Source organism: Nocardiopsis trehalosi NBRC 14201 (assembly GCF_001552555.1).
Classification (GTDB): domain Bacteria; phylum Actinomycetota; class Actinomycetes; order Streptosporangiales; family Streptosporangiaceae; genus Nocardiopsis_B; species Nocardiopsis_B trehalosi.
This window is the reverse complement of the sequence record NZ_BCRK01000026.1, coordinates 20,427-46,120: the sequence shown is the minus strand read 5'-3', so window position 1 is coordinate 46,120 and position 25,694 is coordinate 20,427. Positions and strand designations below refer to the sequence as shown.

At 77.2% G+C, this 25,694-nt stretch carries 19 protein-coding genes; 10 read left to right on the top strand and 9 right to left on the bottom strand.

Annotated features, from left to right (window positions below; all coding sequences use genetic code 11):
- Positions 1-43: 43 nt before the first annotated feature.
- Together NT8_RS07520 and NT8_RS07515 are read right to left on the bottom strand one after the other, a co-directional pair.
- Positions 44-937: an alpha/beta fold hydrolase gene (locus NT8_RS07520; protein WP_067965676.1), complete on the bottom strand. Its 894-nt coding sequence runs from the start codon at positions 935-937 to the stop codon at positions 44-46.
- 135 nt (positions 938-1,072) lie between these two features.
- Positions 1,073-2,530, bottom strand: a complete 1,458-nt coding sequence (locus NT8_RS07515) for a DEAD/DEAH box helicase (protein ID WP_245646075.1) — start codon at positions 2,528-2,530, stop codon at positions 1,073-1,075.
- Positions 2,531-3,303: 773 nt separating this feature from the next.
- Here NT8_RS07515 and NT8_RS07510 point away from each other — a divergent pair.
- The 3 genes from NT8_RS07510 to NT8_RS07500 all read left to right on the top strand — a co-directional run bounded on the left by NT8_RS07510 (position 3,304) and on the right by NT8_RS07500 (position 4,982).
- Positions 3,304-4,038 (top strand): ferritin-like fold-containing protein, encoded by a 735-nt coding sequence (locus NT8_RS07510; RefSeq protein ID WP_067965672.1) that lies wholly within the window; start codon positions 3,304-3,306, stop codon positions 4,036-4,038.
- 135 nt (positions 4,039-4,173) lie between these two features.
- Entirely contained in the window at positions 4,174-4,485 is a 312-nt protein-coding gene (locus NT8_RS07505) for a DUF6401 family natural product biosynthesis protein (protein ID WP_067965670.1), read from the top strand.
- Between the two features lie 248 nt (positions 4,486-4,733).
- The gene (locus tag NT8_RS07500; protein WP_067965668.1) at positions 4,734-4,982 is read left to right on the top strand and encodes a hypothetical protein; all 249 of its coding nucleotides are present in this window, start codon (positions 4,734-4,736) and stop codon (positions 4,980-4,982) included.
- 88 nt (positions 4,983-5,070) lie between these two features.
- Here NT8_RS07500 and NT8_RS07495 read toward each other — a convergent pair whose 3' ends face one another.
- The 3 genes from NT8_RS07495 to NT8_RS07485 all read right to left on the bottom strand — a co-directional run bounded on the left by NT8_RS07495 (position 5,071) and on the right by NT8_RS07485 (position 7,166).
- On the bottom strand, positions 5,071-5,904 hold the full coding sequence (locus NT8_RS07495) for a mechanosensitive ion channel family protein (protein WP_067965666.1): 834 nt from the start codon (positions 5,902-5,904) through the stop codon (positions 5,071-5,073).
- A gap of 214 nt (positions 5,905-6,118) precedes the next feature.
- The gene (locus tag NT8_RS07490; RefSeq protein WP_067965663.1) at positions 6,119-6,742 is read right to left on the bottom strand and encodes a TetR/AcrR family transcriptional regulator; all 624 of its coding nucleotides are present in this window, start codon (positions 6,740-6,742) and stop codon (positions 6,119-6,121) included.
- 196 nt (positions 6,743-6,938) lie between these two features.
- Positions 6,939-7,166, bottom strand: coding sequence for a hypothetical protein (locus NT8_RS07485; RefSeq protein WP_067965662.1), 228 nt, complete (start codon positions 7,164-7,166; stop codon positions 6,939-6,941).
- Positions 7,167-7,324: 158 nt separating this feature from the next.
- Here NT8_RS07485 and NT8_RS07480 point away from each other — a divergent pair, with 158 nt between their 5' ends.
- The 3 genes from NT8_RS07480 (at position 7,325) to NT8_RS07470 (ending at position 10,112) form a co-directional block, all read left to right on the top strand.
- The gene (locus tag NT8_RS07480) at positions 7,325-8,308 is read left to right on the top strand and encodes an alpha/beta fold hydrolase (RefSeq protein ID WP_067965659.1); all 984 of its coding nucleotides are present in this window, start codon (positions 7,325-7,327) and stop codon (positions 8,306-8,308) included.
- A gap of 94 nt (positions 8,309-8,402) precedes the next feature.
- The gene (gene moeZ / locus NT8_RS07475; RefSeq protein ID WP_067965658.1) at positions 8,403-9,581 is read left to right on the top strand and encodes an adenylyltransferase/sulfurtransferase MoeZ; all 1,179 of its coding nucleotides are present in this window, start codon (positions 8,403-8,405) and stop codon (positions 9,579-9,581) included.
- Between the two features lie 183 nt (positions 9,582-9,764).
- Complete coding sequence (locus NT8_RS07470; RefSeq protein WP_067965657.1) at positions 9,765-10,112, top strand: SPW repeat protein; 348 nt, start codon at positions 9,765-9,767, stop codon at positions 10,110-10,112.
- Positions 10,113-10,253: 141 nt separating this feature from the next.
- On the opposite strand, the gene nudC is transcribed toward NT8_RS07470, so the two are convergent.
- Entirely contained in the window at positions 10,254-11,258 is a 1,005-nt protein-coding gene (nudC, locus tag NT8_RS07465; protein ID WP_245646074.1) for an NAD(+) diphosphatase, read from the bottom strand.
- The gene (locus tag NT8_RS07460; protein WP_067965655.1) at positions 11,255-12,700 is read right to left on the bottom strand and encodes a M20/M25/M40 family metallo-hydrolase; all 1,446 of its coding nucleotides are present in this window, start codon (positions 12,698-12,700) and stop codon (positions 11,255-11,257) included. The genes nudC and NT8_RS07460 overlap by 4 nt, the downstream gene beginning before the upstream one ends.
- Positions 12,701-13,237: 537 nt before the next feature.
- Between NT8_RS07460 and NT8_RS07455 the strand changes: the two genes are divergently transcribed.
- From NT8_RS07455 to NT8_RS07440, 4 genes are all read left to right on the top strand, one after another.
- Positions 13,238-15,613, top strand: a complete 2,376-nt coding sequence (locus NT8_RS07455; RefSeq protein WP_067965653.1) for a sensor histidine kinase — start codon at positions 13,238-13,240, stop codon at positions 15,611-15,613.
- Positions 15,614-15,658: 45 nt separating this feature from the next.
- Positions 15,659-16,348, top strand: a complete 690-nt coding sequence (locus NT8_RS07450) for a LuxR C-terminal-related transcriptional regulator (RefSeq protein WP_067965684.1) — start codon at positions 15,659-15,661, stop codon at positions 16,346-16,348.
- Between the two features lie 192 nt (positions 16,349-16,540).
- Positions 16,541-17,407, top strand: a complete 867-nt coding sequence (locus NT8_RS07445) for an alpha/beta hydrolase (RefSeq protein WP_067965651.1) — start codon at positions 16,541-16,543, stop codon at positions 17,405-17,407.
- A complete protein-coding gene (locus NT8_RS07440) occupies positions 17,404-18,654 on the top strand; it encodes an acyltransferase family protein (RefSeq protein ID WP_067965649.1) in 1,251 nt (416 codons plus the stop codon). Before NT8_RS07445 ends, NT8_RS07440 begins: the two co-directional genes overlap by 4 nt.
- Before the next feature lie 38 nt (positions 18,655-18,692).
- Here the strand turns inward: NT8_RS07440 and NT8_RS07435 are convergent, their stop codons facing one another.
- Together NT8_RS07435 and NT8_RS07430 are read right to left on the bottom strand one after the other, a co-directional pair.
- Positions 18,693-22,376: an ATP-dependent DNA helicase gene (locus tag NT8_RS07435; protein WP_084468724.1), complete on the bottom strand. Its 3,684-nt coding sequence runs from the start codon at positions 22,374-22,376 to the stop codon at positions 18,693-18,695.
- Positions 22,373-25,663, bottom strand: a complete 3,291-nt coding sequence (locus NT8_RS07430; RefSeq protein WP_067965681.1) for an ATP-dependent helicase — start codon at positions 25,661-25,663, stop codon at positions 22,373-22,375. The genes NT8_RS07435 and NT8_RS07430 overlap by 4 nt, the downstream gene beginning before the upstream one ends.
- Positions 25,664-25,694 lie beyond the last annotated feature (31 nt).

Genomic DNA, 25,694 nt, shown 5'->3' with positions numbered 1-25,694 from the left:
CCGCCGCCGCGGCCGCCCGTCCGGGCGGCCGCGGCGGCGGCCGTCAGGACGCGGCGGCGGGGCGCGGCGGGGTCTCGACCCGGTTCCAGAACGCGGTGAGGGCGCCCGCCGTGGTCTCGGGCGCCTCGACGTTGGGGGAGTGGGCGGCGCCGGGGATCACCACGCGCTGCGCGCCGAGGTGCTCGGCCATGGTGGCCTGGACCTCGGCGGGCCAGGCGTCGTCGTTCTCGCCGTAGACCACCAGCTTGGGGACGTCGGTCGCGGCCAGGTCGAGCGTGCGGTCGGGGGCCGACAGCAGCTCCTCGGCCATGCGCACCAGCGCGTCGGGGTGGTTGGCGAGCATGCGGGCGCGCAGGAACGCGTAGATCTCGTCGGGCAGCCCGCTGGTGCGGGCCGGGGCGTCGAGGTGGTCGGCCCACAGCGCGTGCACGTGCTCGCGGGTGGGGGTGCGGCCCAGAGCGGCGACGAGCCGCCGGGCGTCGGACGCGCGGGCGCCGCCGATGGCCGAGGGGCCGGAGCTCATGAGGGTGAACGACAGCACCGGCACCCGCGCCTCGATGACGGTCTCGCGGGTGACCAGCCCGCCGAAGGAGTGGCCGAGCAGGTGGACGGGCCCGTGGTCCAGGGCCGCGGCGACGGCGGCGACGGCCCGGCCCAGCCCGGCGCGCGTGTAGTCGGCGGGGTCGGCCAGACCGGGGGACTCGTACTGCCCGGGAAGGTCGATGGCCACCACGGACCGGCCCGCCTGGGCCAGGGTCTGCAGCAGCCCGATGAAGTCCTCTTTACTGCCGGTGAACCCCGGGACCAGGAGCGCGGGCTGCAGCTCGCACCCGCCGGCGGCCGGCAGGGCGGTCAGGGCGGCGACGGTGCCGAGCGGCGTCGCGACGTCCGTCCGCCGCACTCCGGGCGGAAGGTCCAGGAACCGAGGTGTACTCACGGCGATTCACTATATTCCCCGTTGGTCCGCCCCCGCGATCATGCCCGCGGCGGCGCCGGGGTGGCGTCCGCCGCGGCGGTGCGGCCGGCCCGCTGACGCGGTCCGGCGCGCGCGTTCGTTCCTCGTTGCGGGGGGTCAGCCCTGCTGCTTCTTGTCGATGTCGACGCCACCGCGGGTGCGGCGGCGGCGACGGCGCCGCGCGGCGGCCGGAGCGGACGCGGTGGCGGTGTCCGCCGGTGCCGCGGCGGCCTGCGGTGCCGCGGCCTGGGGGGCGGCGGCCTGCGGCGCGGGGGCCTCGCCGCGGTCGGCCGAGCGGCGGTTGCGGCCGCCGCGTCCCCGCCCGCTGCGCCCGCGGCCGCCCTCGCGGTCGCCGCGGTCGTTCCGGTCGCCCCGGTTGGGCCCGGTGTCGCCGATGTCCTCGACCTCTTCGGCCTCCAGCCCGGCGCGCTCGCGGTGCTCGACCGCGAGCCTTCCCTTGGTGCCGGCCGGGATGGACAGCGCCTCGAAGAAGTGCGGGGACGTGGAGTAGGTCTCCTCGGGGTCGGCGAACGGCAGGTCCAGCGCGGTGTTGATGAGCTTCCAGCGCGCGACCTCGCGCCAGTCGATGAACGTCACCGCGGTGCCCGAGCGCCCCGCGCGGCCGGTGCGGCCGATGCGGTGCGTGTAGGTCTTCTCGTCCTCGGGGCACTCGTAGTTGACGACGTGGGTGACGTCGTCGACGTCGAGCCCGCGGGCGGCGACGTCGGTGGCGACGAGCACGTCGATCTTGCCGTTGCGGAACGCCCGCAGGGCGCGCTCGCGCTGGCTCTGCCCGAGGTCGCCGTGGACGGCCGCGGCGGCGAAGCCGCGGTCCTTCAGCTCGGCGGCGACCTTGTCGCAGGCGCGCTTGGTCTGGCAGAACACCATGGCCAGGCCCCGGCCCTCGGCCTGGAGCAGCCGGGCGAGCATCTCGGGCTTGTCCATGGAGTGGGTCCGCCACGCGTGCTGCTCGATGTGGCTGATGCGGCTGGGGTCGGCCTCGTCGTCGTCGCCGGCCCGCACGTGGGTGGGGCGGCGCAGGTAGTTGCGCGACAGCGACACGATCTCGCTCGGCATGGTGGCCGAGAAGAGCATGACCTGGCGCTCCTCGGGGATGCGGGTGAGGATGCGCTCGATGTCGGGCAGGAAGCCGAGGTCGAGCATCTTGTCGGCCTCGTCGAGGACGACGGCCGAGACGCCGGCCAGGCTCAGATACTTCTGCTTCTCCAGGTCGAGCAGGCGCCCGGGGGTGCCGACGACGATGTCGACCCCGTTCTTCAGGCCCTCGATCTGCGGCTCGTAGGCGCGCCCGCCGTAGACGGTGAGGATGCGGCCGCCGGTGCGCTTGCCCGCGGTGGTGAGGTCGGCGGCGACCTGGATGGCGAGTTCGCGGGTGGGGACGACGACCAGGGCGCGCGGGCGCTTGGACTCGCCGGGCGCCTGCTGGGCCCGCTGGAGCAGCGGCAGCCCGAAGGCGAAGGTCTTGCCGGTGCCGGTGCGCGCCTGCCCGATGATGTCGGACCCGGACAGGGCGAGGGGCAGGGCGAGGGACTGGATCGGGAAGGGCTCGATGATCCCCTCGGCTTCGAGGGCGTCCGCGATCTCCGTGCTGACGCCGAGGTCGCGGAAGGTCTTGCGAGCTTCGGTGGTGGTATCTGTGCTGGTCAGGGCTCATGCCTCCATCTGGCGGGCCGCAATGGCGTTCGTGGCCTCGTGTGGTGCGGACGGGCTCGGCGGCCGGACGGCGCCGGCGGCGGTCGCGCCCCGGTCCGGGGCGGTACCCGCGCGGCTCGGGGCTCCGGGGTGGCGGGCACCGGGGAGCCGGGCGCGGCCGGGGCCGTGGTCGGCGGCTCGGTGCCGGTGGTCACGGGAACGTGATCGGTGCACTGGCGCCATCCGCTATAGGTCGTCGCGCCGAAGGGCGGTGCGGCCGGCGTGCCGTCCGGACCGCGGTGCGGGTCCGTCCGTCGCGGCGGAGCCGCCCGCCCGGGTGTCGCGATGTGTTGTCATGGTGCGCGGCGGAAGCGCCGCGCGAAAGATCCCGCGGCCGGCCGCGGGGAGACCGTCGCGCGCTGCTCCCCGGCGGCCGTGCAGGTTCCGGCGGCCCGCCCGGGGCGGGCGGCCGTTCGGGTGCCGCGTGCGGCGCCTGTGCGGGACCGGGGGGATTCCGCGCGGTGACCGGCCGGTGCCGGTCACAAGGGAGAGTCTAACCCGCCGGCCCCTCGCTGGACATGCCGCGTTTCTCGGCGGACGCCCGGGTCCGGCGGCTCCCACCCGCACAACGCCGATCCGCCGCCGAATAATCCGCCCGGCGCCCCGGCCGGGCGGGGAGCGCTAACCTGGGCTCCATGACGACAGGCTCCCCCACCGACCCCGGCGCCGCCGCCGTCTCCGGCGGCCCCGCAGCAGGGGTCGTCGACCTGCTGGGCCTGCTGGCCTACGCCGAGCTGATCGCGTTCTTCCGGCTCGCCGGGCACGCCGACCTCGCCCCCACGCTGTCGGCCAAGGGGGAGCTGGCGGCGCTGGCCGCCGTCGAGTACGAGCACTACCGCCGGGTGCACGAGCGGCTGACCCGCCTGGGGGTCGACCCCGAGTCGGCCATGGAGCCGTTCGTCGGTCCGCTGGACGCCTGGCACGCCCGCACCGAGCCGCAGAGCTGGCTGGAGGGCCTGGTCAAGGCCTATGTCGGTGACGGCATCGCGGGTGACTTCTACCGCCAGGTGGCCGAATCCGCCGACGACGACACCCGCGAGCTGGTCGGCGGCGTGGTGTCCGAGAACGGCCGGGCCGAGGTCATCGCCGCGCGGGTGCGCGAGGCCGTCGCCGACGACCCCAAGCTCGCCGGGCGGCTGTCGCTGTGGGCGCGCCGCCTGGTCGGCGAGGCGCTGAGCCAGGCGCAGGTCGTGGCGGCGCAGCGGGTCGAGCTGGCGGCGCTGCTGGCCGGTGCCGGCGGGCGGCCCGCCGGCGGCTCCGAGGGCGCCAAGGGAGCGGGGGCGAGCGACCTCGGTGCGGTGAGCCGGCTGTTCGCCCGGCTGACCGACGCGCACACCGCGCGCCTGGAGGCCATGGGGCTGAGCGGCTGAGCCGCCTCCCCGGAGGGGGCGCCCGGGCACGGTACCCCGGGTGACGTGCGTCATTTTGCACTTCCGGGTCATGTTTTCGTGTTTTATTCGTATATAGTCGGTCGCGTTCTGTCCCCTGTTCCGAGGTACCGATCCATGCGCCGTGGTTTCTTCACGGAAGGGCCGCTGGCCCGGCTCTCCCGCGAGTTCGGCCTGCTGGGCCCGCTGAGCGCGGCGCCCGAGCCGTGGCTGACCGCCGAACTGGACCAGCACGCCGCGGCCGTCCGCGACTCCATCGCGGCCGGCGGTGCCCGGGTGAGCCACCGCAGCCTCACCCGCTACCTGCACGGCTTCATGGACGGCTGCCGTGAGCGCGGCTGGGATTCCGGCTCCGACGGCTACGACTGGGAGACCCTCCGGGTCCTCGCGGTCTGCCGCTTGGCGAAGGAATACGGTTTCGTCCGCTAGGTTGGTCACGCCACTGGCGGGAGTACCCCGGATCGGCGCGGGCCGCCGATCCGTGAAGTGTCCCCACTGCCGCCCCCACCGAGCGTAGTCTGATCCGTACGCGTGGTGCGTCGGTGCTGGTCGCGGGCTCGCGGCCGCGGCGCGGACGTTCCATGCGACCGGTGGCGCGGATTCCACCGACCCGACAGGGGACTCCCCCCGGGACCGAAAAGCGCGGCCGTCACAGTGCCGCGAGAAAGGAAGAGCGCATGGGGAGCGGCCGGCATGGTGCGGCGCGTCCGCCTATCGGCGTCCTGATCCAGCAGGACCGCGTCGACTTCTCACTCTTCGCCTCCATCATCGTGGTGGCCCTCGCGGTCATGGTGCTGATCGGCGTCGGCCTCTCGGCGGCCGCCTTCTGGCTCGCCGTACTGCCCGTCTTCGCGGCCGCGGCGCTCATGGTGCGCCGCATCAGCCGCCTGTCGCGCGACGAACTCCGCGACGAGGAACTCCTCTGACCCCGTCCGCTCCGGCGGAACGGAACGGGGCGGCGCCCTCGGGCGCCGCCCCGTTCTACCGTGTGCCGGGCCCCGCCCGGCGTCCGGCTCAGCCGTCCATTCCGGTGTCGCGGCGGTGCTCGCCCACCGGGCCCTCGCCCATCGCCGGGCCGTGGGTGGCCGGCGCCTGGCGCGGTGTCCGGTGCTCGGCCGTGCCCGCCCGGTCGTCCGGGCGGCCCATGGCGTCGGACCGGCCGGCCTCGTAGCCGGCGTCGCCGCGCATCCGCCCGGTCTCGCGCTCGGCGACGTCCAGCCACCCGGCCCACCGCTGCTGCATGGGCCGGATCAGGCCGCCGCCGACGCCGACCACCAGGATGCCGCCGACGGTCGCCAGCACGGCGATGAGCACCGGCTGGGTGACCGTGGTGGCCACCCCGATCTGGTTGAGCGCCGCGATGACCCCCAGGGCGAGGATGAACACGCCCGCCACGTTGGCCACCAGCCGGCCGTAGCTCAACCCGCCCAGCGCGCCGGACACCAGGTCGCGCACCGCCTTGGCGATCATGCCGGCGACGACGACGATGACGATGGCGACGACCGCCTGCGGGATCCAGGCGATGACGGAGTCGAGCAGCCGCGTGACCGGGTTGGTCGGCCCGAACACGCTGAACGCGAGCTGCAGGGTGATCAGCAGGCCGACGTAGTAGACGATGCGGCCGCACAGCCCGCTGGCGCTGGTGCGGGCCCGCCGGAAGTACTCACCCACCCCGCTGCGGTCCAGGGCGCGGTCGAGTCCCACGCGGGCCAGTCCCTTGCCGACCAGCCGGCCGACGAGCTTAGCGATGAGCCAGCCCAGGACCAGGATGACCAGGAACGCGGCGAGCCGCGGAACGAATGACGCGATGGCGGACCACGCCGTAGTCAGGCTCTGCCCGATGTCCATGTCGTTTCACCCCCGATGGCCCGCCGGGACGCGCACCGGGTCGGCCCGCACCCGTCCGGAACCGTGACGGATTGGTCTCTTCACGGCGATTACCCGATAAAAGGACAACCGAATCATCGGAGAGTGATCGTCGACTACGTAAAGTGACTCTTGACGGGCGCGTGACCCGCCCGTGGTGCGGATGCCGGGCCGCCCCGGACGGGGCGGCCGGGGGTCAGTCGCGGGTGAGGTCCCAGCCGCTGATGCCGCGCCAGGCCAGCCGGGCGACGAGCAGTTCGGCGGCCTCCTTGGGGATGGCGCCGTAGGTGCTCAGCCAGTAGCGCGCGCTGGTCTCGGCCATGCCGACGAGGCCGATGCTCAGCAGGTGGGCCTCGTCGTCGGAGATGCTGGTGTCCTGGCGGATGACGTCGCCGATCAGCTCCGCGCAGCGCTGCAGCGTGTGCTCGGTCTTCTCGCGCACCGCCGGGAGGTTGCGCAGGTCGGACTCGAAGACCAGGCGGAACGCCTCGCCCTCGCCGGCCACGAAGTCGAAGTACGCCTGGAAGCTCGCCGTGACCCGCTGCCGGTTGTCGTCGGTGCTCTCCAGCGCCTCGCGCTGCTTCTCGACCAGCGACTCGGAGTGCTGCTCCAGCAGGGCCAGGTACAGCTCCAGCTTGCCGGGGAAGTGCTGGTAGAGCACCGGCTTGCTCACCCCGGCGCGGTCGGCGATCTCGTCCATCGCCGCGGCGTGGTAGCCCTGCGCGACGAAGACCTCCTGGGCGGCCGCCAGCAGTTGGCGCCGGCGGGCGAGCCTCGGCAGTCGGGTCCCTCGCGGGCGGGCGTCTGAAGAGGCGGTCACACCCTCACCCTCCGAACTCGTGGCGCCGCGGCACCACACTCGACACCTGGTGCGCCGCCGACCGGCCGCGGGGAGCGTGGCGGGGGCGGACGCGTTCGCGCCCATCCTACTCGCACGTAGGTTCGGTGCCGCCAGCGTCCCCGGCGGCCCGGCGGGCGGGCCGGGGGCCGCCGCGCGGACGGCCCCCGCGGGCCGGTCAGCGGTAGTCGTCCTCGTCGTCCGGCCCGACCTCGCGCATCTGCTCCACGGCGTCGGCCTCGGCCGCGTCGTCGGGCGGGCCGTCGCCGACGGCGTCCAGCCAGTCGCGCTCGCCGTCACCGGCCGCCGGTGCCTCCTGCTCGGTGAGGTCGGCCTCGGCCGCCTCCATGGAGCGGTCGTCCGCGTCGCTGGCGCGCGGGCCGTCCTGCTGCGGATCGGTCGTCACGGATCCTCCCTCGATTCCTCGGTGTGGCCGGGCGTCCGGACCCGCTACCCGGGGCGCGGGCGGTGACACGGACCCGCCGCCGGAGCCGCGCGCCGCCACCGCCCGGCGGACGGTGGTTAGAGTGCGGAACGGGAGTCGACCGGATCAGGAGGGGCGCCATGCCGGACCCCATCGCCCCGTGGCCGGGGGGCCTCCGCCGCCTCGGCGGGCGCACCGTCCACGTCCGCACCGACGCCGCCCCCGGCGGGTGCGGCGCCGACCGCCCGCGCACCGTCTACGTGCACGGCCTGGCCGGGTCGTCCACCAATTGGACCGACCTCATGGGCGAGCTGTGCCCCGAGTTCGCCGGGGAGGCGGTCGACCTGCCCGGGTTCGGCCTGTCGCCGCCGCCCGCCGACGGGGACTACTCGATCGACGCGCACGCCGCCGCCGTCACCGGCCTCCTCGCGGCCGGCGACCACCCGGCGCACCTCGTCGGCAACTCCATGGGCGGCGCGGTCGCCGTGCGGGTCGCCGCCGAAGCGCCCGATCTGGTGCGCAGCCTGACCCTGATCTCCCCTGCGCTGCCCGACCTGTGGCCGCGCCGCGTCCCGTACCAGATGGCGGGCGCGCTGGTCCCCGTGCTCGGACCCGCCGTATACACCCGATTGCAGAGCCGCCCCGCCGAGGCGCGGGTCCGCGCCACCTTCGGCGCCACCTTCCACGACCCCGACGCCGCCCCCGCCCAGCGCGTCCGCGAGGCCCTGGAGGCCGAACGCGCCCGCGAGGAGCAGGGCCACGCCCAGGAGGCGGTCCTGGGGTCGCTGCGGTCGCTGGTCACCGAGTACGTGCGGCGCGGCCCCCGCTCGCTGTGGCGGCAGGCCGCCGGCGTGCGCTGCCCCACCCTGCTCGTCTACGCCTTCGAGGACCGGTTCGTGAACCCGCGGGTGGCCCGCCGCGCCGCGCGCACCTTCCCCGACCGGCGGATCGTGCTCATGCCCCGCACCGGGCACCTGCCGATGATGGAGCACCCGCGGCGCACCGCCCGGCTGCTGCGCCCCTTCCTGCGCGAGGCGTCCGCCCCCGCCGGGCCGGCGGACCGGGTGACGGGGATCGCCGACCACGGCCTCCCCGGGGTGGGAATGCCAAACCCCACCCCGTAGGTTGGGTATGAGTGCAAGCCCGTCACGTGCCCGTACGCCCCCGGCGTCGCGCGGCGCCCCGGACGTGACGCCACCGGAACTTTGAGGAGCTGCTGTGTCGCTGCCGCCGCTGGTCGAACCAGCCGACGAGCTGACCGTCGACGAGGTGCGCCGCTACTCTCGTCACCTGATCATCCCCGACGTGGGCATGGACGGCCAGAAGCGCCTGAAGAACGCCAAGGTGCTGGTCGTGGGGGCCGGCGGGCTCGGCTCGCCCGCGCTCCTGTACCTCGCCGCCGCGGGTGTGGGCACGCTGGGCATCATCGACTTCGACGTCGTCGACGAGTCCAACCTGCAGCGGCAGATCATCCACGGGCAGAGCGACGTCGGCCGGCCCAAGGCCGTCTCGGCGCGCGACTCCATCCGCGAGACCAACCCGAACGTCGAGGTCGTGCTGCACGAGGAGCGGCTCGACTCCGACAACGCGTTCCGCATCTTCGAGCCCTACGACCTCATCGTGGACGGCACGGACAACTTCGCCACCCGCTACCTGGTCAACGACGCGGCCGTGCTCATGGGCAAGCCCTACGTGTGGGGCTCCATCTACCGGTTCGACGGCCAGGCGTCGGTGTTCTGGGCCGAGCACGGCCCCTGCTACCGCTGCCTGTACCCCGAGCCCCCGCCGCCCGGCATGGTGCCGTCGTGCGCCGAGGGCGGCGTGCTCGGCGTGCTCTGCGCCTCCATCGGGTCGATCCAGGTCAACGAGGCCATCAAGCTCCTCGCCGGGTTCGGCGAGCCGCTGGTCGGCCGGCTGATGATCTACGACGCCCTGGAGATGAGCTACCGCTCGGTCAAGGTCCGCAAGGACCCCGAGTGCCCGCTGTGCGGCAAGAACCCCACCATCACCGAGCTGATCGACTACGAGGCCTTCTGCGGCACGGTCTCGGAGGAGGCGCAGGAGGCGGCGGCGGGCTCCACCATCACCGCGGGCGAGCTCAAGGCGATGATCGACCGGGGCGACGACTTCCAACTGGTGGACGTGCGCGAGAAGAACGAGTACGAGATCGTCAGCATCCCGGGCTCGGTCCTCATCCCCAAGGGCGAGTTCCTGAACGGCGAGGCGTTCGCCAAGCTGCCGCAGGACAAGCGCATCGTGCTGCACTGCAAGTCGGGCGCCCGCTCCGCCGAGGCGCTGGCGGCGCTCAAGGGGGCCGGGTTCTCCGACGCGGTGCACGTCGGCGGCGGCGTGCTGGCCTGGATCAACCAGGTCGACCCCAGCCTGCCCACCTACTAGCCGGACCTCCGGCCACGGGGCCGCCGCGGCACGTCCGCGGCGGCCCCGCCGCGTTCCCGCGCGCCGGCCGCCCCGCCGCGCGCGACCTGGAACGCCCCACGGGCGACCCGCGTGTGACCCGCGTCACCCCGGGTAGCCCCTACGCATGGGCCCGCGACCGCCGGACCCGCCGGGAGGTGCGCCATGAGGGGACGCTGGGACGACTGGGCCGCGGTGGCCGCCGGGTTCGCCGCGTGTGTGAGCTGGCTGTGGCACGGCATGCTCGGCACGCCCATGGCCGCGCTGTTCCTGCTCGGCATGCTCACCCTGTTCGCCGCGGTCCTGTCGCTGACCCGGCCCGGCCTCGTCGCCACCGAGGCGGTCGTGCTCGTGGCGGGCGTGCTCATGTTCTGCACCCCGTGGGCGTTCGGCTTCGCCGACGACCCGGCGGCGGCGTGGACCGCGTGGCTGCTCGGCGCCGCCATCGCCGTCCTCGGCGTGGTCGGCCTGCCGTCGGCCATCGGGGCGCACGGCCGGGCCGCCCACCGCTAGGGCGCCCGCCGCCCCGATGCGAACGGCCGGGCGCCTCGCGTTGGGCGCGCGTCCCGGAGCACGCGCGCTCGGCACCCCCGGTCCGCCCCTGTGCAGCCGGCGGGGTGAGGGGGGCGCCGCCCCCGGCCTTGTCGGAGGCCGCTACCAGCCGCCGGGCAGCGGGCCGCCGTACCAGTGCTCGATCAGCTTGCGCGCGATCGACACCGGACCCGGCAGCAGGACCGCCCCCGACTCCGCCGCCGCCAGCAGCTCCGGCCGGGTGAACCACCGCACGTCCGAGATCTCCTGGGCGTCGGTGCGCTCGGCGGTGCCCACCGCGCGCGCCGTGAACCCCAGCATCAGGCTGCGCGGGAACGGCCACGGCTGCGACCCCAGGTAGCGGGGGTCGGCCACCGCCACCCCCACCTCCTCGGCGACCTCGCGCGCCACCGCCTGCTCCAGCGACTCCCCGGGCTCGACGAACCCGGCCAGCACCGAGTAGCGGTTCTCCGGCCAGCGCGGGTTGTGCCCGAGCAGGCACTGCTCCGCGCCGTCGACCTCCCGGTGCACCAGCATGATCACCGCCGGGTCCGTGCGCGGGAAGTGCTCGATGCCCTCTGCGTCGCACATCCGCACGTGCCCGGCCGCCGCCATGCGCAGCGGGGCGCCGCACGACCGGCAGAACCGGGTGCCGGCGTTCCAGTTGGCCACCGCCACCGCGTGGGTGAGCAGCCCGGAGTCGCGGTCGTCCAGCAGCGCCCCCACCTCGCGCAGCGACGCCGGTTCGGCGCCCGCCACCTCGGGGAACGGGGCGCCGCCGGCGGCGCGCACCGCGAAGTAGGCGTGCCCCTCGTCGTCGGCGCCCAGCAGGTAGCGCTCGCCCTCGGGCGCGGCGGCGGGCGGCACGAACACCAGCCGGTGGCCGTCCGGGCCCGCGGTGACCAGCGCCCGCGACTGGCGGGCCAGCAGCGCCTGCCACCCGTAGGAGCCGGGGTCGCCGCTCTCCAGCACCAGCACGCGGGTGCCGGGGTCGGCCCACGCCCGCTCCAGCCAGGCGTCGTCGGTTCGGCGGTGCCCCGCCGGGTCGACGTGCCCGCGCGACAGCGCCGGGCGCAGCGCCTCCGGGCCGGTCGGCTGCGGCGGGGCGTCGGCGCGGCGGGCGCTCACGACCGCGCCCCCGCGGCGTGTGCGGCCAGCTCGGTCCACAGGTGGGCGGCGCTCTCCGCGCCCTTGAGCAGCAAGGGGATCTCCACCTTCTCGTTGGGGGCGTGGATGCGGTCGTCGTTCAGCCCCACGGCGAGGAACACCAGCGGGGCGGCCAGGATGTCGGCGAGGTCGGCCTCGGGCCCGCTGCCGCCCTCGCGGGTGAAGAGCACCTCGGTGCCGAACGCCCGCTGCATGGCGGCGCGGGCCGCGCGCACCGCCGCGCCGCCGCCGAACGGGCCGCCGGGGTCGGCGGCCGACGGCGGACCGCCCACGATCGAGGAGATGTCGGAGGCGCACGCCCGCACGCCCGGCCCGGCGAACTCCACCTCGACCCGCAGCCCGGCGGGCAGGCGGTCGGCGACGTAGGCCCGGAACCGCTCCTGCACGTGGAGCGGGTCCTGGCCGGGCACCAGCCGGAAGCTCACCTTGGCGTGCGCCGACCGGGGCACGATGGTCTTGGACCCGGCGCCCGTGTGGCCGCTCCACATCCCGTTGATCTCGGCGGTGGGCCGCACCCAGACGCGTTCGAGCGTGCTGTAGCCGGCCTCGCCCGAGGCGGCGGTGCTGCCCGCCGTCCGCAGCCACGCGGCCTCGTCGAACGGCAGACGGGCGATCATCTCCCGCTCCTGGGGGGTCACCTCGGCCACGCCGTCGTAGAACCCGGGGACCGCCACCCGGCCGTCGGCCCCGTGCAGCCCCGACAGCAGGTCGGCCAGCCCCCGGGCCGGGTTGGGCACCGCGCCGCCGAACGACCCGCTGTGCAGGTCGGTCGCCGGACCGTACACGTCGACCTGGCAGTCGGTCATGCCGCGCATGCCGACGCACATCGACGGGGTGTCGGCCGCCCACATGGTGGTGTCGGACACCACCACGGCGTCGCAGGCGAGCCGGTCGCGGTTGCGGCGGAGCAGGTCGGGGAAGTGCGGCGACCCCGACTCCTCCTCGCCCTCCACCAGCAGCTTCACGGTGACCGGCGGCGCGGCGGCGCCCGACGCCGCCAGCAGCGCGCGCAGGCCGAGCGCGTGGAACAGCACCTGCCCCTTGTCGTCGGACGCGCCCCGGCCCACCAGCCGGTCGCCCTGCTCGACCGGGACGAACGGGTCGGTGTGCCAGCCGTCGGCGAGGTCGGCGGGCTGCACGTCGTGGTGGCCGTAGACCAGGACGGACGGGGCGGCGGGGTCCTCGGCCGGCCACTCGGCGAACACGGCGGGCGCGCCCGCCGTCTCCCACACCTCCGCCGTGGGGAACCCCGCCTCGGTGAGGTGGGCGACCAGCCACTCCGCCGACCGGCGGACGTCGCCCGCCCGCAGCGGGTCGGCCGACACCGAGGGGATGGACAGCCAGTCCTTGAGCGCCGCGACGAACTCCCCGCGGTGCCGTTCGATGTAGGTGCGCGCGTCCATCTGCCCGACGGTCCCCTCTCCTGTGCCGATACGACCCCATCGAGCCTAGGACCTCCGGGTACCGTCCCGGCACGCCACCCGCACCACCCCCGGCCGCAGGCCTGCGCCGACCCGGGGCCGCCCCGCGTGCCGCCGCGCCACCGGCCCGGGAGGCGTCCGCGCGCGGACGGTGCGTGGCGCGCGGCGACGGGCACGCCGCGCGCGGCCGGGCCCGGTCCCTGCGTCGCCACCGTGGGCGGCGGCGGGCGTTCCGCGCGGGCGCGCGCCCGGGGCCTGTCGGCGGGCGGGTGGCGCGGGGGCGAGGGCGTCCCGCGCGCGGGCGCGCGCCCGAGGCCGCCCCCGGCAGCCGCGCCGGCGCGGCGCTGCGGGAGGCCGCCACCCCCTACGCGAGGACCAGCCCGGGTATCACCCGGAAGGGGCAGGCGGCCCCGGGCGACACGGCGTAGCGTGGGGGGCCGCGTGCCGCCCCGCAGCGGGGCGGCGCCCTATCATCGACCCGCCGCCGCGCACGGCGGCGACGCTACCGGAGTGTGGGGGATGGCCGGCGCGCACACCGACACCGGACCCGGCGACGCCGGTCCCGCGGGCGGGGAGCCGCCGCGGCTCGTCGCGCGCACCGCCGCCGACGTGCTCGTCCGGCCCCCGGGCCGGCTGCACCGCCGCCTGCCGGCGCCCACCGCCGCCGACTCCGACCCCGCCTACCGGCCCGTCGTCGGCGGCGTGTGCGCGGCGCACGCGGCCCGCCGCGGCCTCCCCGCCCGCCGCGTCCGCCGCCGGTTCGCCGCCACCGTGCTGCCGGCCCTGCTGTACCCCGTGTTCTGGCTGGTCCGCGCCGCCGGGCGGCCGGAGGCGCACGGCCGCGAGGCGGCCAACCGCGCCCCGCTGCTCGCCGTGGCCGCCGCCGGGGTCGGCCTGCTCAGCCTGGTCCAGCTCGCGGACGCCCGCGTGGGCGGCGCGTGGGCGGTGGTCGCGGCCGTGCTCGTGGGCGCCCCCCTCGCCGTCCTGCCCCGCTCGCCCCTGCTGACGTGGCGGGTGATGACCGTCGGCGCCCTCGCGGTCCCCCTGCTCCCCGGCGGGACCGACGACGGCCGGGTGCCGTTCCCGCTGGCGGCGGCCGCCGCCTACCTGCTCGTCCTCTACGTCCTCGCCGCGCAGTACGAGCGGCGCGTCGTGCTGGGGGTCGCGGCGGCGACGGCTCTCGCGCAGCTCATCGCCACCACCACCCCGCTGTACACGGCCGCCCCCGCCGCGGCGGTGTGGCCCGTCCTGCTGTCCGGCGCCGCCCTCCTCATCGGCGACAACGTCCGCATCCGGCGTGAGGGCGCCCTCGCCTACCGCGCCCCCGAACCGGAACGGCGCCGCGAACCCCTCCCCGTCCTCGACGGGGTGGCCGACGCCGTGTGGCGCGCCCCGGTGCGCCGCCCCGGAGGCCCGTTCCGGCTGCTCCGGGGCCCGCGCCGGCCCATCGACGGCCGGGTCGCCGCCGGGGTGTGCGCGGCCCTGTCGCGCGGCTCCCACGGCGCGCTGATCACGCTGCGCGTGGTGTTCCCGCTGGCGCTGCCCCTCGGCCTCGCCGCCTACCTGCTGCTCTGGCTCGTCCTGCCGCGCGCCGACGACCCGGCCGCCGACGACGACGCCGACCCGCCCCCGCCCGGTCCGCGCGAGATCACCGCCTGGGCGGTGCTGGTCGCCCTCAGCGGCGGGGCCACCTCCCTGGTGGCGGTGCAGCTCGTGGGCTACCACGGGGTGCCGGTCGCGGCCGCCGTGCTCCTCGGGTTCGCCACCGGGCTGCCCTTGGCGCTGCTCCCCGTCGCCCCGCTGCTCACCTGGCGGTTCCTCGCCGCTGGGCTGCTCGCCGTCCTGCTCGCGGTCGGCGGGCTCGGGGCCCCGCCCGAGGACCTGTGGCCGTGGCCGGTCGTCCTGCTGCTCGCCCTGCCCGTGGTGCTGTACGCCGTCGCCACGACCGCGCCCGGGTGGACGACCGTCGGGGTCGGGGCGGTGACCGTGACCGCCGACATCGCGGCCGCCGCGCCGGTCGCCGGGACCCCGCTCGGCCAGGTGGCCTGGATCGCCGCCGTAGCGGCCGGGGTGCTGCTGCTCGGCTACAACGTGCGCAGCCGGCGCACCGCCCAATCGCGGCTGGCCCGGGAGAGCGCGCTGCGCCGCCAGGACCGCGCCCGCCAGGCCGTGCTGGAGGAGCGCTCCCGCATCGCCCGCGAACTCCACGACGTGGTATCGCACCACATGTCGATGATCGCCATCCAGGCCGAGGCCGCCCCCTACAAGCACCCCGGGATCGGGCCGGACGCCGCCGCCACCTTCTCCACCATCCGCGACGCCGCCCGCGACGCCCTCGCCGAGATGCGCCGCGTGGTCGGGCTGCTCCGCGCCGACGACGAGGACGCCGAGCGCGCCCCCCAACCCGGCCTCGCCCTGATCGGCGACCTGGTGGCCGGGGCCCGCCAGGCGGGGATGCGCGTCGACGTCGCGGCCGGCGTCGACGCGGCGGGGCTGCCCAGCGCCGTCGACCTGTCGGCCTACCGCATCGTCCAGGAGTCGCTCAGCAACGCCGGCCGGCACGCGCCCGGGGCGCCGGTGGCGGTCGCCGTCGAGCGCACCGCCGACAGGCTGCGGGTGCGCGTCGCCAACGGCCCGCCGCCCGGCGACCGCCGGCCCGCCCCGGACGCCGGCGGCCACGGGCTGGTGGGGATGCGCGAGCGCGTCGCCATGCTCGGCGGGCGGCTCAGCGCGGGCCCGCTTCCCGACGGCGGGTTCGCCGTCACGGCCGACCTCCCGCTGGCCGCGGGGCGCGGCGGCCCCGCCGCCCTGGAACCCCCGCCGTCCGGGGGGCCCGGTGCGGACGCCGGTCCCGCCGGGGGCGAGGACCTCCCGCCGCCCGGTGAACGTGGCTAGAGTGGTGCCGTGCCGATAACCGTGTTGGTCGCCGACGACCAGGCCATGGTCCGCGACGGCATCGCCACCCTCCTCGACGCGGCCCCCGACCTCCAGGTGGTCGGCCAGGCCGCCGACGGCCGCGAGGCCGTCGACCTCACCCGGCGGCTGCGGCCCGACGTCGTCGTGATGGACGTCCGCATGCCCGTTCTCGACGGCCTCGCCGCCACCCGCGAGATCACCGCCGGCCGCGGCCCCGGTGGCGGCCCCGGCGCAGCGGCGGCACCGGGCGGCCCCGACCCGGACGGCGCGGGCGACGGCCCGCCCCCCGGCCCCCGGGTCCTCGTCCTCACCACGTTCGACCTGGACGAGTACGTCTACGAGGCCCTCGGCGCGGGCGCCAGCGGGTTCCTGCTCAAGGACGCCCCGATGGACGACCTCCGCGCCGCCGTGCGCGTGGTGGCCGGCGGCGAGGCGCTGCTGGCCCCGTCGGTGACCCGCCGCCTCATCGCCGACATCGCCCGCCGCCGCCGCGAACGCGTGCACGCCCGCCCCGAGGCGTTCGCCGACCTCACCCCGCGCGAGACCGACGTCCTCCGCCAGGTCGCGCGGGGCCTGTCCAACGCCGAGATCGCCGGCGAGCTCTTCCTCTCCGAGCAGACCGTGAAGACCCACGTCGGCCGCATGCTCACCAAGCTCGGCCTGCGCGACCGCACCCAGGCGGTCGTGTTCGCCTACGAGAACGGCGTCGTCTGACCCCTGCCGCCGCCGGCGGCCCACCCCCGCCGCACCGGCGCCCCCCGGCCGGAGGCCCCGCCCCCGTGTGCGGCGGGACGCCCGCCGGCCACCGCCCCCCGATCCCCCGGAGGGGGCGGGCGCGGGTTCACCCGCGACGGGGACGACCGGGCGGGTCGGCGGTTCCTAGCGTCGTGAGCCATGAGACGACGGATGGCACTGCCGCTCCTGGCGGCGGCCGCGGTCGCCGCCGGACCGGCCGGCCCGGCGGCCCCGGCCGCGCCCCCCGGCACCGTCGCCGCCCCCCTGGCCTACGCGGCGCGGGCCGGCGACGGCGGCCGCACCGTGCTGGCCGACGACCCCGCCGGGTCCGGGCGCGTGGTCGAGGTCATCGGCGACCTGGCCGCCGCCGACGACATCGCCGTGGTCGTCCCCGGCAGCGGGCAGAACCGGGAGAACTTCCACGCCTCGGCCGCCAACCCGGGCACCGTGCCCCTGGACAACGGGCGCGCCCTGCACGCCGCGATGCGCGACCGCCGCCCCGACCGCGCCGCCGCCGTCGTCGTGTGGCTCGGCTACCTCCCGCCGCAGCGCGTCGACGCGGAGGCCGTCACCACCACCCGCGCCGCCGTGGGCGCCGCCGAACTCGCGCGCTTCGGCCGCGACCACCTCCCCGGCGGCGCCCACGTCACCCTGGTCTGCCACAGCTACGGCAGCACCGTGTGCGGCCTGGCCGCGCGCGAGGCCGGGGTGGCCGACGACGTCGTCGCCCTGGCCAGCCCCGGCATGGGGGTGGACGGCGCCGGCGAGGTCCGCGCCCGCGTCTGGGCCACCCGCGCCGACGACGACTGGATCCGGTTCGTCCCCTCGTTCTCCGCCGGGGTCCTCGGCCTCGGCGGCGACCCCATGGACCCCGCGTTCGGCGCCCGCACGTTCTCCGCCGGGGACGCCTCCGGCCACGAGCAGTACTACCGGCGCGGCGGCGCCGCGCTGGCGGGGATCGCCGCGATCGCCGCCGGCGCCGCACCACCCACCACGCGCCCCGGAGACGGGGCCCCGGACGCGGAGGGGCCGGCATGACGACGGGACGGGTGCGGGCGGCCGCCGCACGGGTGGACCGGGCCACCCCGGCATCGCGGGAACGCGCCCTGGACGGGCTGCGGGCGCTGGCGATCGCCGGGGTGGTCCTCGGCCACTGGCTGGTGACGGCGCTCGTGCTGTGGGGTGACGGCGGCCTGCGCGTCTCCAGCCCGCTGAAGCACCTGCCGGGGCTGGCGCCGGCGAGCTGGGCGCTGCAGACGCTCGCCCTGTTCTTCCTGGTCGGCGGCTACGTCGCGGCGCGCGGGCTGCGGCGGGCGCGGGAACGCGCCGCCGGGACGTCCGGCGGGTCCGGTGCGGCCGACGCGGAGTGGCTGCGGGGCCGCCTGCTCCGGCTGGGCCGGCCCGTGGTCCTCGCCCTGGCCGCGTGGGGGGTGCTGGCGGCCGGCCTGGCCGCCGCCGGTACGCCCGCGGCCACCGTCCGCACGGGGCTGCTGCTGGCCCTCCAGCCGCTCTGGTTCATCGCGGTGTACCTGGCGGTCACCACGCTCACCCGGTGGGCGGTCGCGGCCGACGCGCGGTTCGGCGCGGCGGCGGTGGCCGCCCCGTTGGCGGTCGCGGCCGCCTGCGACGCCGCCCGGTTCGGCCCGTGGGGCGGCCACGTCCCGGACGCGTGGGGGTACGCCGCGGTGCTGCCGGTCTGGCAGGCCGCCTACCAGGCGGGGGTGGCGTGGGAGAGCGGGCGGCTGGGCCGGCGCGGCGCGGGGGTGCTGCTCGCGGCGGGGGCGGTCGGCCTGGCGGTGCTCCCGCAGCTGGGGTACCCGGTGAGCGTGGTCGGGGTGCCGGGGGCGGAGCGGTCCAACTCCGCGCCGCCGACGCTCATGCTCCCGGCGCTGGGGTTCGTCCAGATCGGGGCGGCCGTCCTGCTGCGCGGCCCGGTGGAGCGGCTGCTGCGCCACCCCGTGCCGTGGGCGGCCACCGTGCTGGTCAACGTGGGCGCGCTGACCGTGTTCTGCTGGCACCTGACCGCCGTGGTGCTGGTCAGCGCGGCGGGCGCGGCGGTGGGCGGCGTCCTCCCCGGCCTGACCGACACCCCGGACGGCCCGGGGTGGCTGCTCGCCCGCGCGTGCTGGGCGGGGGCGTTCGCCCTGGTCCTGGCGGCGTTCTGGGCGGCCGCCCGCCGGTTCGAGGGGCCGTGGCGCGGCACCGTCCTGGGCCCGCGGCCCGCCCGCGCGGTGGTCGCCGCCTGCGCCGCCACCGCCCTCGCCATCGCCGCCGCCCTCCTGTGACCCCGTGGCGGCGCCGGTCGTCCCCCCCGACGGGCGGGTCAGTCGGCCTCGGGGACGGCGGTGAGCAGGGCGGCGAGGCCGTCGGCGTCGAGCAGGTCGGTCGGGCGGACGGTGCGGTCGGCGCGGACGTAGTGGAACGCGGCGCGCACCTGTTCCAGCGGCACCCCGGCGAGCCGCGCCCACGCGATCCGGTACGCCGCGAGCTGCACGGCCACCGCGCGGCGCTCGCGCTCGTTCTCCGGCGGGCGGCCCGTCTTCCAGTCGACCACGTCGTAGCGGTCGTCCGCCGCGTCGTGGAACACGGCGTCCATCCGGCCGCGCACCAGCCGGTCGCCGATGATCGTCTCGAACGGGACCTCGACGTCGAGCGGGGTCCGCCCGCCCCACTCGCTCGCCTCGAACCGGCGCTGCAGCTCGTCCAGGTCGTCGTCACCGCCCGCGCCGTCGTCGGCCGCGCCCGGCAGCTCGTCGGGCACCAGCAGGCTCTGCTGGCCGAAGCGCTGCTCCAGCCAGGCGTGGAAGGCGGTGCCCCGGCGGGTGTGCGGGGCCGGCGGGCGGGGGAGGGGGCGGCGGATCTGCCGGGCCAGCGCCGACGGGTCGCGCGCCAGGGACACCAGGGACGACACCGTGAGGTGCGCGGGCAGCTCGACGGGGATCGTGCCGTCGCCCGCGCCCGGCCGGGAGTCGCGGTGGGCGAGGAGCAGTTCGGTGTCGCGCGCCCAGCCGTCGAGCCGGCGCCGCATCGACGGCGGGACGGTGGCGCGGTCGATCAGGTCCAGCCAGGCGCGGCCGGTGGTGCGGACGTCGCCGCCGTCCGGGTCGGCGGCGGGGGCCGGCGACCCCTCGGTGCCGTCGGCGGTCGCAGCGGACGGGTCCCCGGCGCCGTCCGGGGGCGCGGTGGCCGCCCCGTCGGCGCCGTGTGCGCGCGGGCCGCCGACGGCACCGGTGACCGTGGCCGCGGCCCCGGGGCCGCCCCCCGCGTCCCCAGCGGGCATGTCCGCTGTCCCGGCGCCGCCCTCGGTGCTGGGCGCCGGGGCGCCGGGGCGGCGGCGGGCCAGCTGGACGAGTTCGGCGCCCGCGGCGATCTCGCGGTGGCGGCGGGCGGCCGCGTCGTCGTCCTCCTCCTCGGGCGGGCGCGGCCAGGCGACCGGGGCGGTGTCGGCGGTCTGCGGGTTGGCCTCGTCCTCGCCGGGCGGGTCGGCCCAGTGGGCGACCCGGCCCGCCCCGGACGCGCACGCCTCGCGGACCTCCTCCAGGAACACCGACGGCCCGCGCCGCCCCGCCGCCGAACGCCCCCACCAGTGCCCCGTGCACAGCAGCGCGAACGACGCCCGGGTGACGGCGACGTAGGCCAGCCGCCGCTCCTCCAGGCCGTGCCGGGCCCGGTCGGCGGCCACGAACTCGCGCACCGCGCGCTTGTCCACCCCGTGCAGCCGGGGCAGCCCGGCGGCGTCCCCGCGCAGCGGGAACGGCAGCCGCTGCTCCTTGCCGACCCACCCGCCGGCGTCGCGCGCCCGGGTGGGGAACACCGGCGACGCGGTCCCGCCCGACAGACCGGGCACCACGACCAGCGGCCACTGCAGCCCCTTGGCGCCGTGCACGGTCATGAGCTTCACGGAGTCGCTGGACCCCACCCGCTCACCCGGCTCCAGGCCCTTCTCGGCGTCCTCGGCCGACCGCAGGTAGGTGAGGAACGTGCCCAGGGTGGGGTCCTCGCTGCTGCCCACGAACCGCACCGCCGCGTCGACGAACGCGTCGAGGTCGGCGCGCGCCGCCACCGGGTCGCGGCCCGGCCGGGCACCCACCTCGATGCCCAGGCCCAGGGCGCGCTCGACCTCGCTCACCAGGTCGGGCAGCGGCTGCCCGACCAGGCGGCGCAGCCCGCGCAGTTCGTCGGCGAGCGCCGCCAACCGCGCGTACCCCTCGGCGGAGTACCGCTCGGCCGGGCCCAGGTCGTCCAGCGCGTCGACCAGGCTCCCGCTCTCGGCGGTGAGGTCGAGCACGGTGCGCCGCAGCAGGTCCTCGCCGTCGCCGTCCCCGTCGTCGGGGGCCGCGCCGGTGAGGTCGCGGCGGGTCTCGCGGGCGAGTTCGGCCGCCCGTTCACCGAGGGCGACCAGGTCGCGCGGCCCCATGCGCCACCGCGGCCCGGTGAGCAGCCGGGCGAGTTCGTTGCCCGCCGTCGCGTCGTGCAGCACCCGCAGTGTGGCGACGATGTCGCGGACCTCGGGCACCGTCATCAGCCCGCCCAGGCCGACGACCTCGACGGGGATGCCGCGCGCCTCCAGCGCCTCGCGCAGCGGGGTGAACTGGGAGCGCTTGCGGCACAGCACGGCGACGTCGCCGGGGGTGATGGCGTCCCCGCCCTCGCCGGGCGGCCACGGCAGGCCGTCCGGCGCCAGGTGGCCCGGCTGGGCCAGCGCGGCCTCGATGGTGGCGGCGATCCACGCCGCCTCCTCGGTCTCGGTGCGGAACAGCGCGCACGCCACCGTGCCGCGCCCGCGCCGGGCCGGGCCCGGGTACAGAACGGGGACGTAGTCGGCGAGCCGGGCCGCCGGCGCCGGGGCGAGGTCGACCGGCGGCGGGACCGGGGACCCGCCGGAGGGCACCTCCTCGGCGCGCAGCGGCTCGGCCAGCCGCTTGGCGACGTCGAGCACGCGCTCGCCGTTGCGGAAGCTCGTGGCCAGCCGGCGCACCGGCGCCGGGCGGCCCGGGGCCTCGGGGAAGTCGGTGGGGAAGCTCGTGAGGTTGCCGGAGCTGGCGCCGCGCCACCCGTAGATGGACTGGCACGGGTCGCCGACGGCGGTCACCGGGTGGCCGCCGCCGAACAGCGCCCGCAGCAGCACGAGCTGGGCGTGGCTGGTGTCCTGGTACTCGTCGAGCAGCACCACCCGGTAGCGGCTCTGCTCGATGATGCCGACCTCGGGGTGGCGCTGGGCGATGCGCGCGGCCAGGGCCACCTGGTCGCCGTAGTCCATGACCTCGCGCGCCGCCTTGGCGGCGGTGTAGCGCTCGACCAGCGGCAGGAGCTGCTCGCGGCGCCGCTGGGTGGCGACGAGGTCGCGCGTCTCCTTGACGGCCCGGCCGGGCAGCGCGGCGACGCGCTCGGCGATCCACCGGCCCACCCCCCGCACGTCGTCGGGGGTGCGCAGGTGGTCCGCCAGCTCCCCGGCGAGCTCCAGCACCCGGTCGGTGACGGTGCGCGGGCCGACCGTGACGGCGTCCATCGGGCCGTCGTAGCCGGCCACGATCCGGGTGGCGAGCTGGTAGGACTGGCCGGGGCTGAGCAGCCGGGTGGTGGGCTCGACCGCCTCGCGCAGCGCGTGGTCGCCGACCAGCCGCGCCGCGTAGGAGTTGTACGTCGACACGGTGGGGTCGCCGTCGAGCACCTCGGCGGGCACCTGCTCGGTGGCGCGGAGCTGGTCGAGGCGGCGGCGGACCCGGTCGGCCAGCTCGGCGGCGGCCTTGCGGGTGAACGTCAGCCCCAGGACGTGCTCGGGGCGGACGAACCCGTTGGCGACCAGCCACACCACGCGCCCGGCCATGGTCTCGCTCTTGCCCGACCCGGCGCCCGCGACCACCACCCCGGGGCCGAGGGGCGCGGAGATCACCGCGGCCTGCTCGGCGGTGGGCTCGGGCTGGCCGAGCAGCCGGGACAGCTCGGCGGGGGTGAGCAGGCGGCGCGGCGCGGTCGGGGCCGGCGCCACCTCTTCGCCGGCGGTCACACGCGCTTCCCTTCGTCGTGCGCGGGGCAGCTCGACCGGACGGCGCAGGAGTCGCAGAACGTGTTGCGCCGCGCCTGGAACCGGGTGCCCGACATGCTCTCGGCGACGTCGCGGACCAGCCGGTCCGACCACCCGGGGTCGGGGTCGGCGCCGAGCGGGCGCTGCGCCTGGGTGCGGGCGGCCTTGGCGGTGGCGGCCTTGCCGACCTGCACCAGTTCGGCGCCGCCGGGCTCGCCCAGGCCCAGGTGCGCGAACGCCGACCGCAGCACGGCGAGCTGGTACACGCCCAGCTGCGGGTGGCGGGCGAGTTCGGCGTCCTTGGGCCGCGACCCGCCGGTCTTGATGTCGACCACGACGGCGCGGCCGTCGGCGTCGCGCTCCAGCCGGTCGACCCGCCCGGTGATCTCGATGCCGCCGATGTCGACCTTGAACCCCTCCTCCGTGACGACCAGTTCGCGCTCGTTGGCGTCGTGCCAATCGACGAGCCGGCGCACCATCTCATCGGCGCGCTCGCGCTCCTTGCCGGCGAACCACGGGCCGCCGAAGTCCAGCTCGGACCAGATGCCGTCCATGCGCCGCCGGACGTCCTCCATGCTCGCGCCGTCGGCGACGAGCACGGCCACCGCGTGCACGATACTCCCCAGCGCGGAGGACATCTCCATGGCGGAGGCCCCGGCGGCGCTCTCCAGCAGCCACCGCAGTTCGCAGGTGGTGAACCGCTCCACCTGCGACGGCGACACCCGGATGGTGCCGCCCGGGTCGACCAGCGGGCGGTCGTCGGAGAAGCGGGTGAGCGCGTACCACTCGGCGGGGTCGGCGCCGCGCACCCCGGCGTCGGCGAGCCGGGCCAGGTGCGCGGCCGCCGCGCGGCGCAGCGGGTCGGGGCGGGCCGGGTCGGTGACCACCGAGCGCAGGTCGGCGACGAGCGCGGGCAGCGACAGCCAGCGGCGGCCGGTGCTGACGCGCTCGGGTTCGCCGACGCCCAGTTCGGCGAGGAACCGCGACGGGCGCTCCTCGGTGTCCTCACCGCCCACGGCGGTCACCACCAGGGTGTGCCGGGCGCGGGTGACCGCGACGTAGAACAGCCGCCGCTCCTCGTCCAGCAGCCGGGACGCCACCGCCGCCCCGCTGGTGTCGGCGAACCCGTCGACCGCGTCGACCAGGTGCTCGACCCCCAGCAGCGAGCCGCGCAGCCGCAGGTCGGGCCAGTCGCCCTCCTGCACCCCGGCGACCACGGTGAGGTCCCACTCCAGCCCCTTGGACCGGTGGGCGGTGAGGATGCGCACGGCCTCGCCCTCGGGGGCCCGCTCGGCCAGGCTGTCGCCGGGGATCTCCTGCGCCTCCAGGTCCTCCAGGAACCCGGCGGGTACCCCCGGGGGCAGGCGGTCGCAGTAGCGGGCGGCGCTCTCGAACAGGGCCACCACGGAGTCGAGGTCGCGGTCGGCGGCGGCGCCGCGCCGCCCCCCGGCCTGGCTGGCGGCGAGCAGCCGGTCGGACAGCCCGCTCGCCCGCCACAGCTCCCACAGCACGTCCTCGGCGGAGGCGCCGGCGGCGGCGCGGTCGGCGACGAGCCGCAGGTACCCGGCGACCCGGCGGGCCGGGGCGGCGACGTCGGGGTCGACCAGGGTGAGTTCGCGCGGGTCGCGCAGCGCGGCGGCGAGGAGTTCGCCCGCGGTGCGGGCGCCGCCGCCGAACGGGTCGCCGCCCTCGCCCGCGTCCGGCGCGGCGGCCTCGGCGGCGGTGTCCGGCGCGGCCGGCCCCGGGGCGGCGGTACCGGGGGCGTCCGCGCCCTCCTCGCCCTCCGCTGCGGCGCCGTCGGCCGCCGCGGCGCGGGCGGCCCGCCGCCGGGCCGCCCGCGCGTCGAGATCGAGGCGGCGCAGCGCCCGGCCGAGTCGGCGCAGCCGCACGGCGTCGGCGTCCCCGAACGGGCTGGTCAGCAGCTCGTGCGCCGCGGAGTCGTCCAGGACGGCCGGGCGCAGCGCGCAGCGCAGCAGCAGCAGCATCGGGCGCACCAGCGGTTCGGCGGCCAGCGGGAGTTCGTCGCCGCCGACCGCCACCGGCACCCCGGCCGCCGACAGCGCCCGCCGCAGCACCGGCACCTGCCGGGTGGCGGAGCGCACCAGCACCGCCATGCGCGACCACGGGACCCCGTCGACCAGGTGGGCGCGGCGCAGCGTGTCGGCGACCACCGCGGCCTCCTGGGTGGGGCTCTCGGCGAGCAGCACGCGCACCTCGCCCTCGGGGGCGCCGTCGACCGAGGCCAGCACCCGGTGGGCGTTGACGGGCCCGCCGCCCGGGGCGGGCGCCGCGGGCAGCCGCCGCGCCACCCCGCGCGACGCGCCGAGCAGCGCGGGCCCGCTGCGCCGGCAGGTGCGCAGCGCGACGACGGGCGCCGGGGTGCGGTCGGCGCGCGGGAAGCGGTCCGGGAAGTCCAGGATGCCGCGCACGTCGGCGCCGCGGAACCCGTAGATGGACTGGTCCGGGTCGCCCACGACGACGAGGTCGCGGCCGTCGCCCGCCAGCGCCCGCAGCAGCTCCTCCTGGGCGGGGTCGGTGTCCTGGTACTCGTCCACGAACACGGCCTCGCGGGCGGCGCGCTCGCGCGCCTGCACCTCGGGGTCGTGCAGCAGGTTGGCGGCCACCCGCACCAGCTCCGCGTAGTTGAACGTGGGCAGGGGCGCCACGTCGAAGCGGCCGGTGTAGCGGTCGAGGAAGTCGCCGGCCGCGACCCAGTCGTCGCGGCGGTGCTCGCGGCCCATGCGGTCGAGGAGGGCGGCGTCGATCCCGCGCTCCTGGGCGCGCATGAGGAAGTCGCGCAGCTCCTCGGCGAAGCCGCGGGTGCGCAGCGCCGGACGGAGCCGCTCGGGCCACCCCGGGGCGCCGTCGTCGGCCTCGCCGGCGAGGAGTTCGCGCATCTCCATGAGCTGCTCGGGGCCCGACAGCAGGCGCGGCGCGCGGTCGCCCAGGCGCTGGAACTCGCGCCGGATCAGCGCGTAGGCGTAGCTGTGGAAGGTGAGCGCCAGGGGTTCGCGCGTGGTGCGGCGCAGCCGCGCGGTGATGCGTTCGCGCAGCTCCTGGGCCGCCCGGCGGCTGAAGGTGAGGACGAGCACGCGCGAGGGGTCGACGCCGCGGCCGTCGATGCGCTCGACGACGGACTCGACGATGGTGGTGGTCTTGCCCGTGCCCGGTCCCGCCAGCACCAGCAGCGGGCCGCCCCGGTGCGCGACCACGCGGCGCTGGTCGTCGTCCAGCGCCGGTGGTGGTGCGACGCGGTGCGCACGCCGCACGAGGCGGTACGGGGAGGGGCTCACCCCTCCT

What these genes read in the sequence shown, in the direction of transcription:
- NT8_RS07510 (WP_067965672.1), top strand. Translation starts at nt 3,304, where the DNA reads ATGACGACAGGCTCCCCCACCGACCCCGGCGCCGCCGCCGTCTCCGGC.
- NT8_RS07500 (WP_067965668.1), top strand. Translation starts at nt 4,734, where the DNA reads ATGGGGAGCGGCCGGCATGGTGCGGCGCGTCCGCCTATCGGCGTCCTG.
- NT8_RS07460 (WP_067965655.1), bottom strand. Translation starts at nt 12,700, where the DNA reads ATGGACGCGCGCACCTACATCGAACGGCACCGCGGGGAGTTCGTCGCG.
- NT8_RS07495 (WP_067965666.1), bottom strand. Translation starts at nt 5,904, where the DNA reads ATGGACATCGGGCAGAGCCTGACTACGGCGTGGTCCGCCATCGCGTCA.
- NT8_RS07470 (WP_067965657.1), top strand. Translation starts at nt 9,765, where the DNA reads ATGAGGGGACGCTGGGACGACTGGGCCGCGGTGGCCGCCGGGTTCGCC.
- NT8_RS07480 (WP_067965659.1), top strand. Translation starts at nt 7,325, where the DNA reads ATGCCGGACCCCATCGCCCCGTGGCCGGGGGGCCTCCGCCGCCTCGGC.
- NT8_RS07440 (WP_067965649.1), top strand. Translation starts at nt 17,404, where the DNA reads ATGACGACGGGACGGGTGCGGGCGGCCGCCGCACGGGTGGACCGGGCC.
- NT8_RS07450 (WP_067965684.1), top strand. Translation starts at nt 15,659, where the DNA reads ATGGTCCGCGACGGCATCGCCACCCTCCTCGACGCGGCCCCCGACCTC.
- NT8_RS07445 (WP_067965651.1), top strand. Translation starts at nt 16,541, where the DNA reads ATGGCACTGCCGCTCCTGGCGGCGGCCGCGGTCGCCGCCGGACCGGCC.
- NT8_RS07455 (WP_067965653.1), top strand. Translation starts at nt 13,238, where the DNA reads ATGGCCGGCGCGCACACCGACACCGGACCCGGCGACGCCGGTCCCGCG.
- NT8_RS07505 (WP_067965670.1), top strand. Translation starts at nt 4,174, where the DNA reads ATGCGCCGTGGTTTCTTCACGGAAGGGCCGCTGGCCCGGCTCTCCCGC.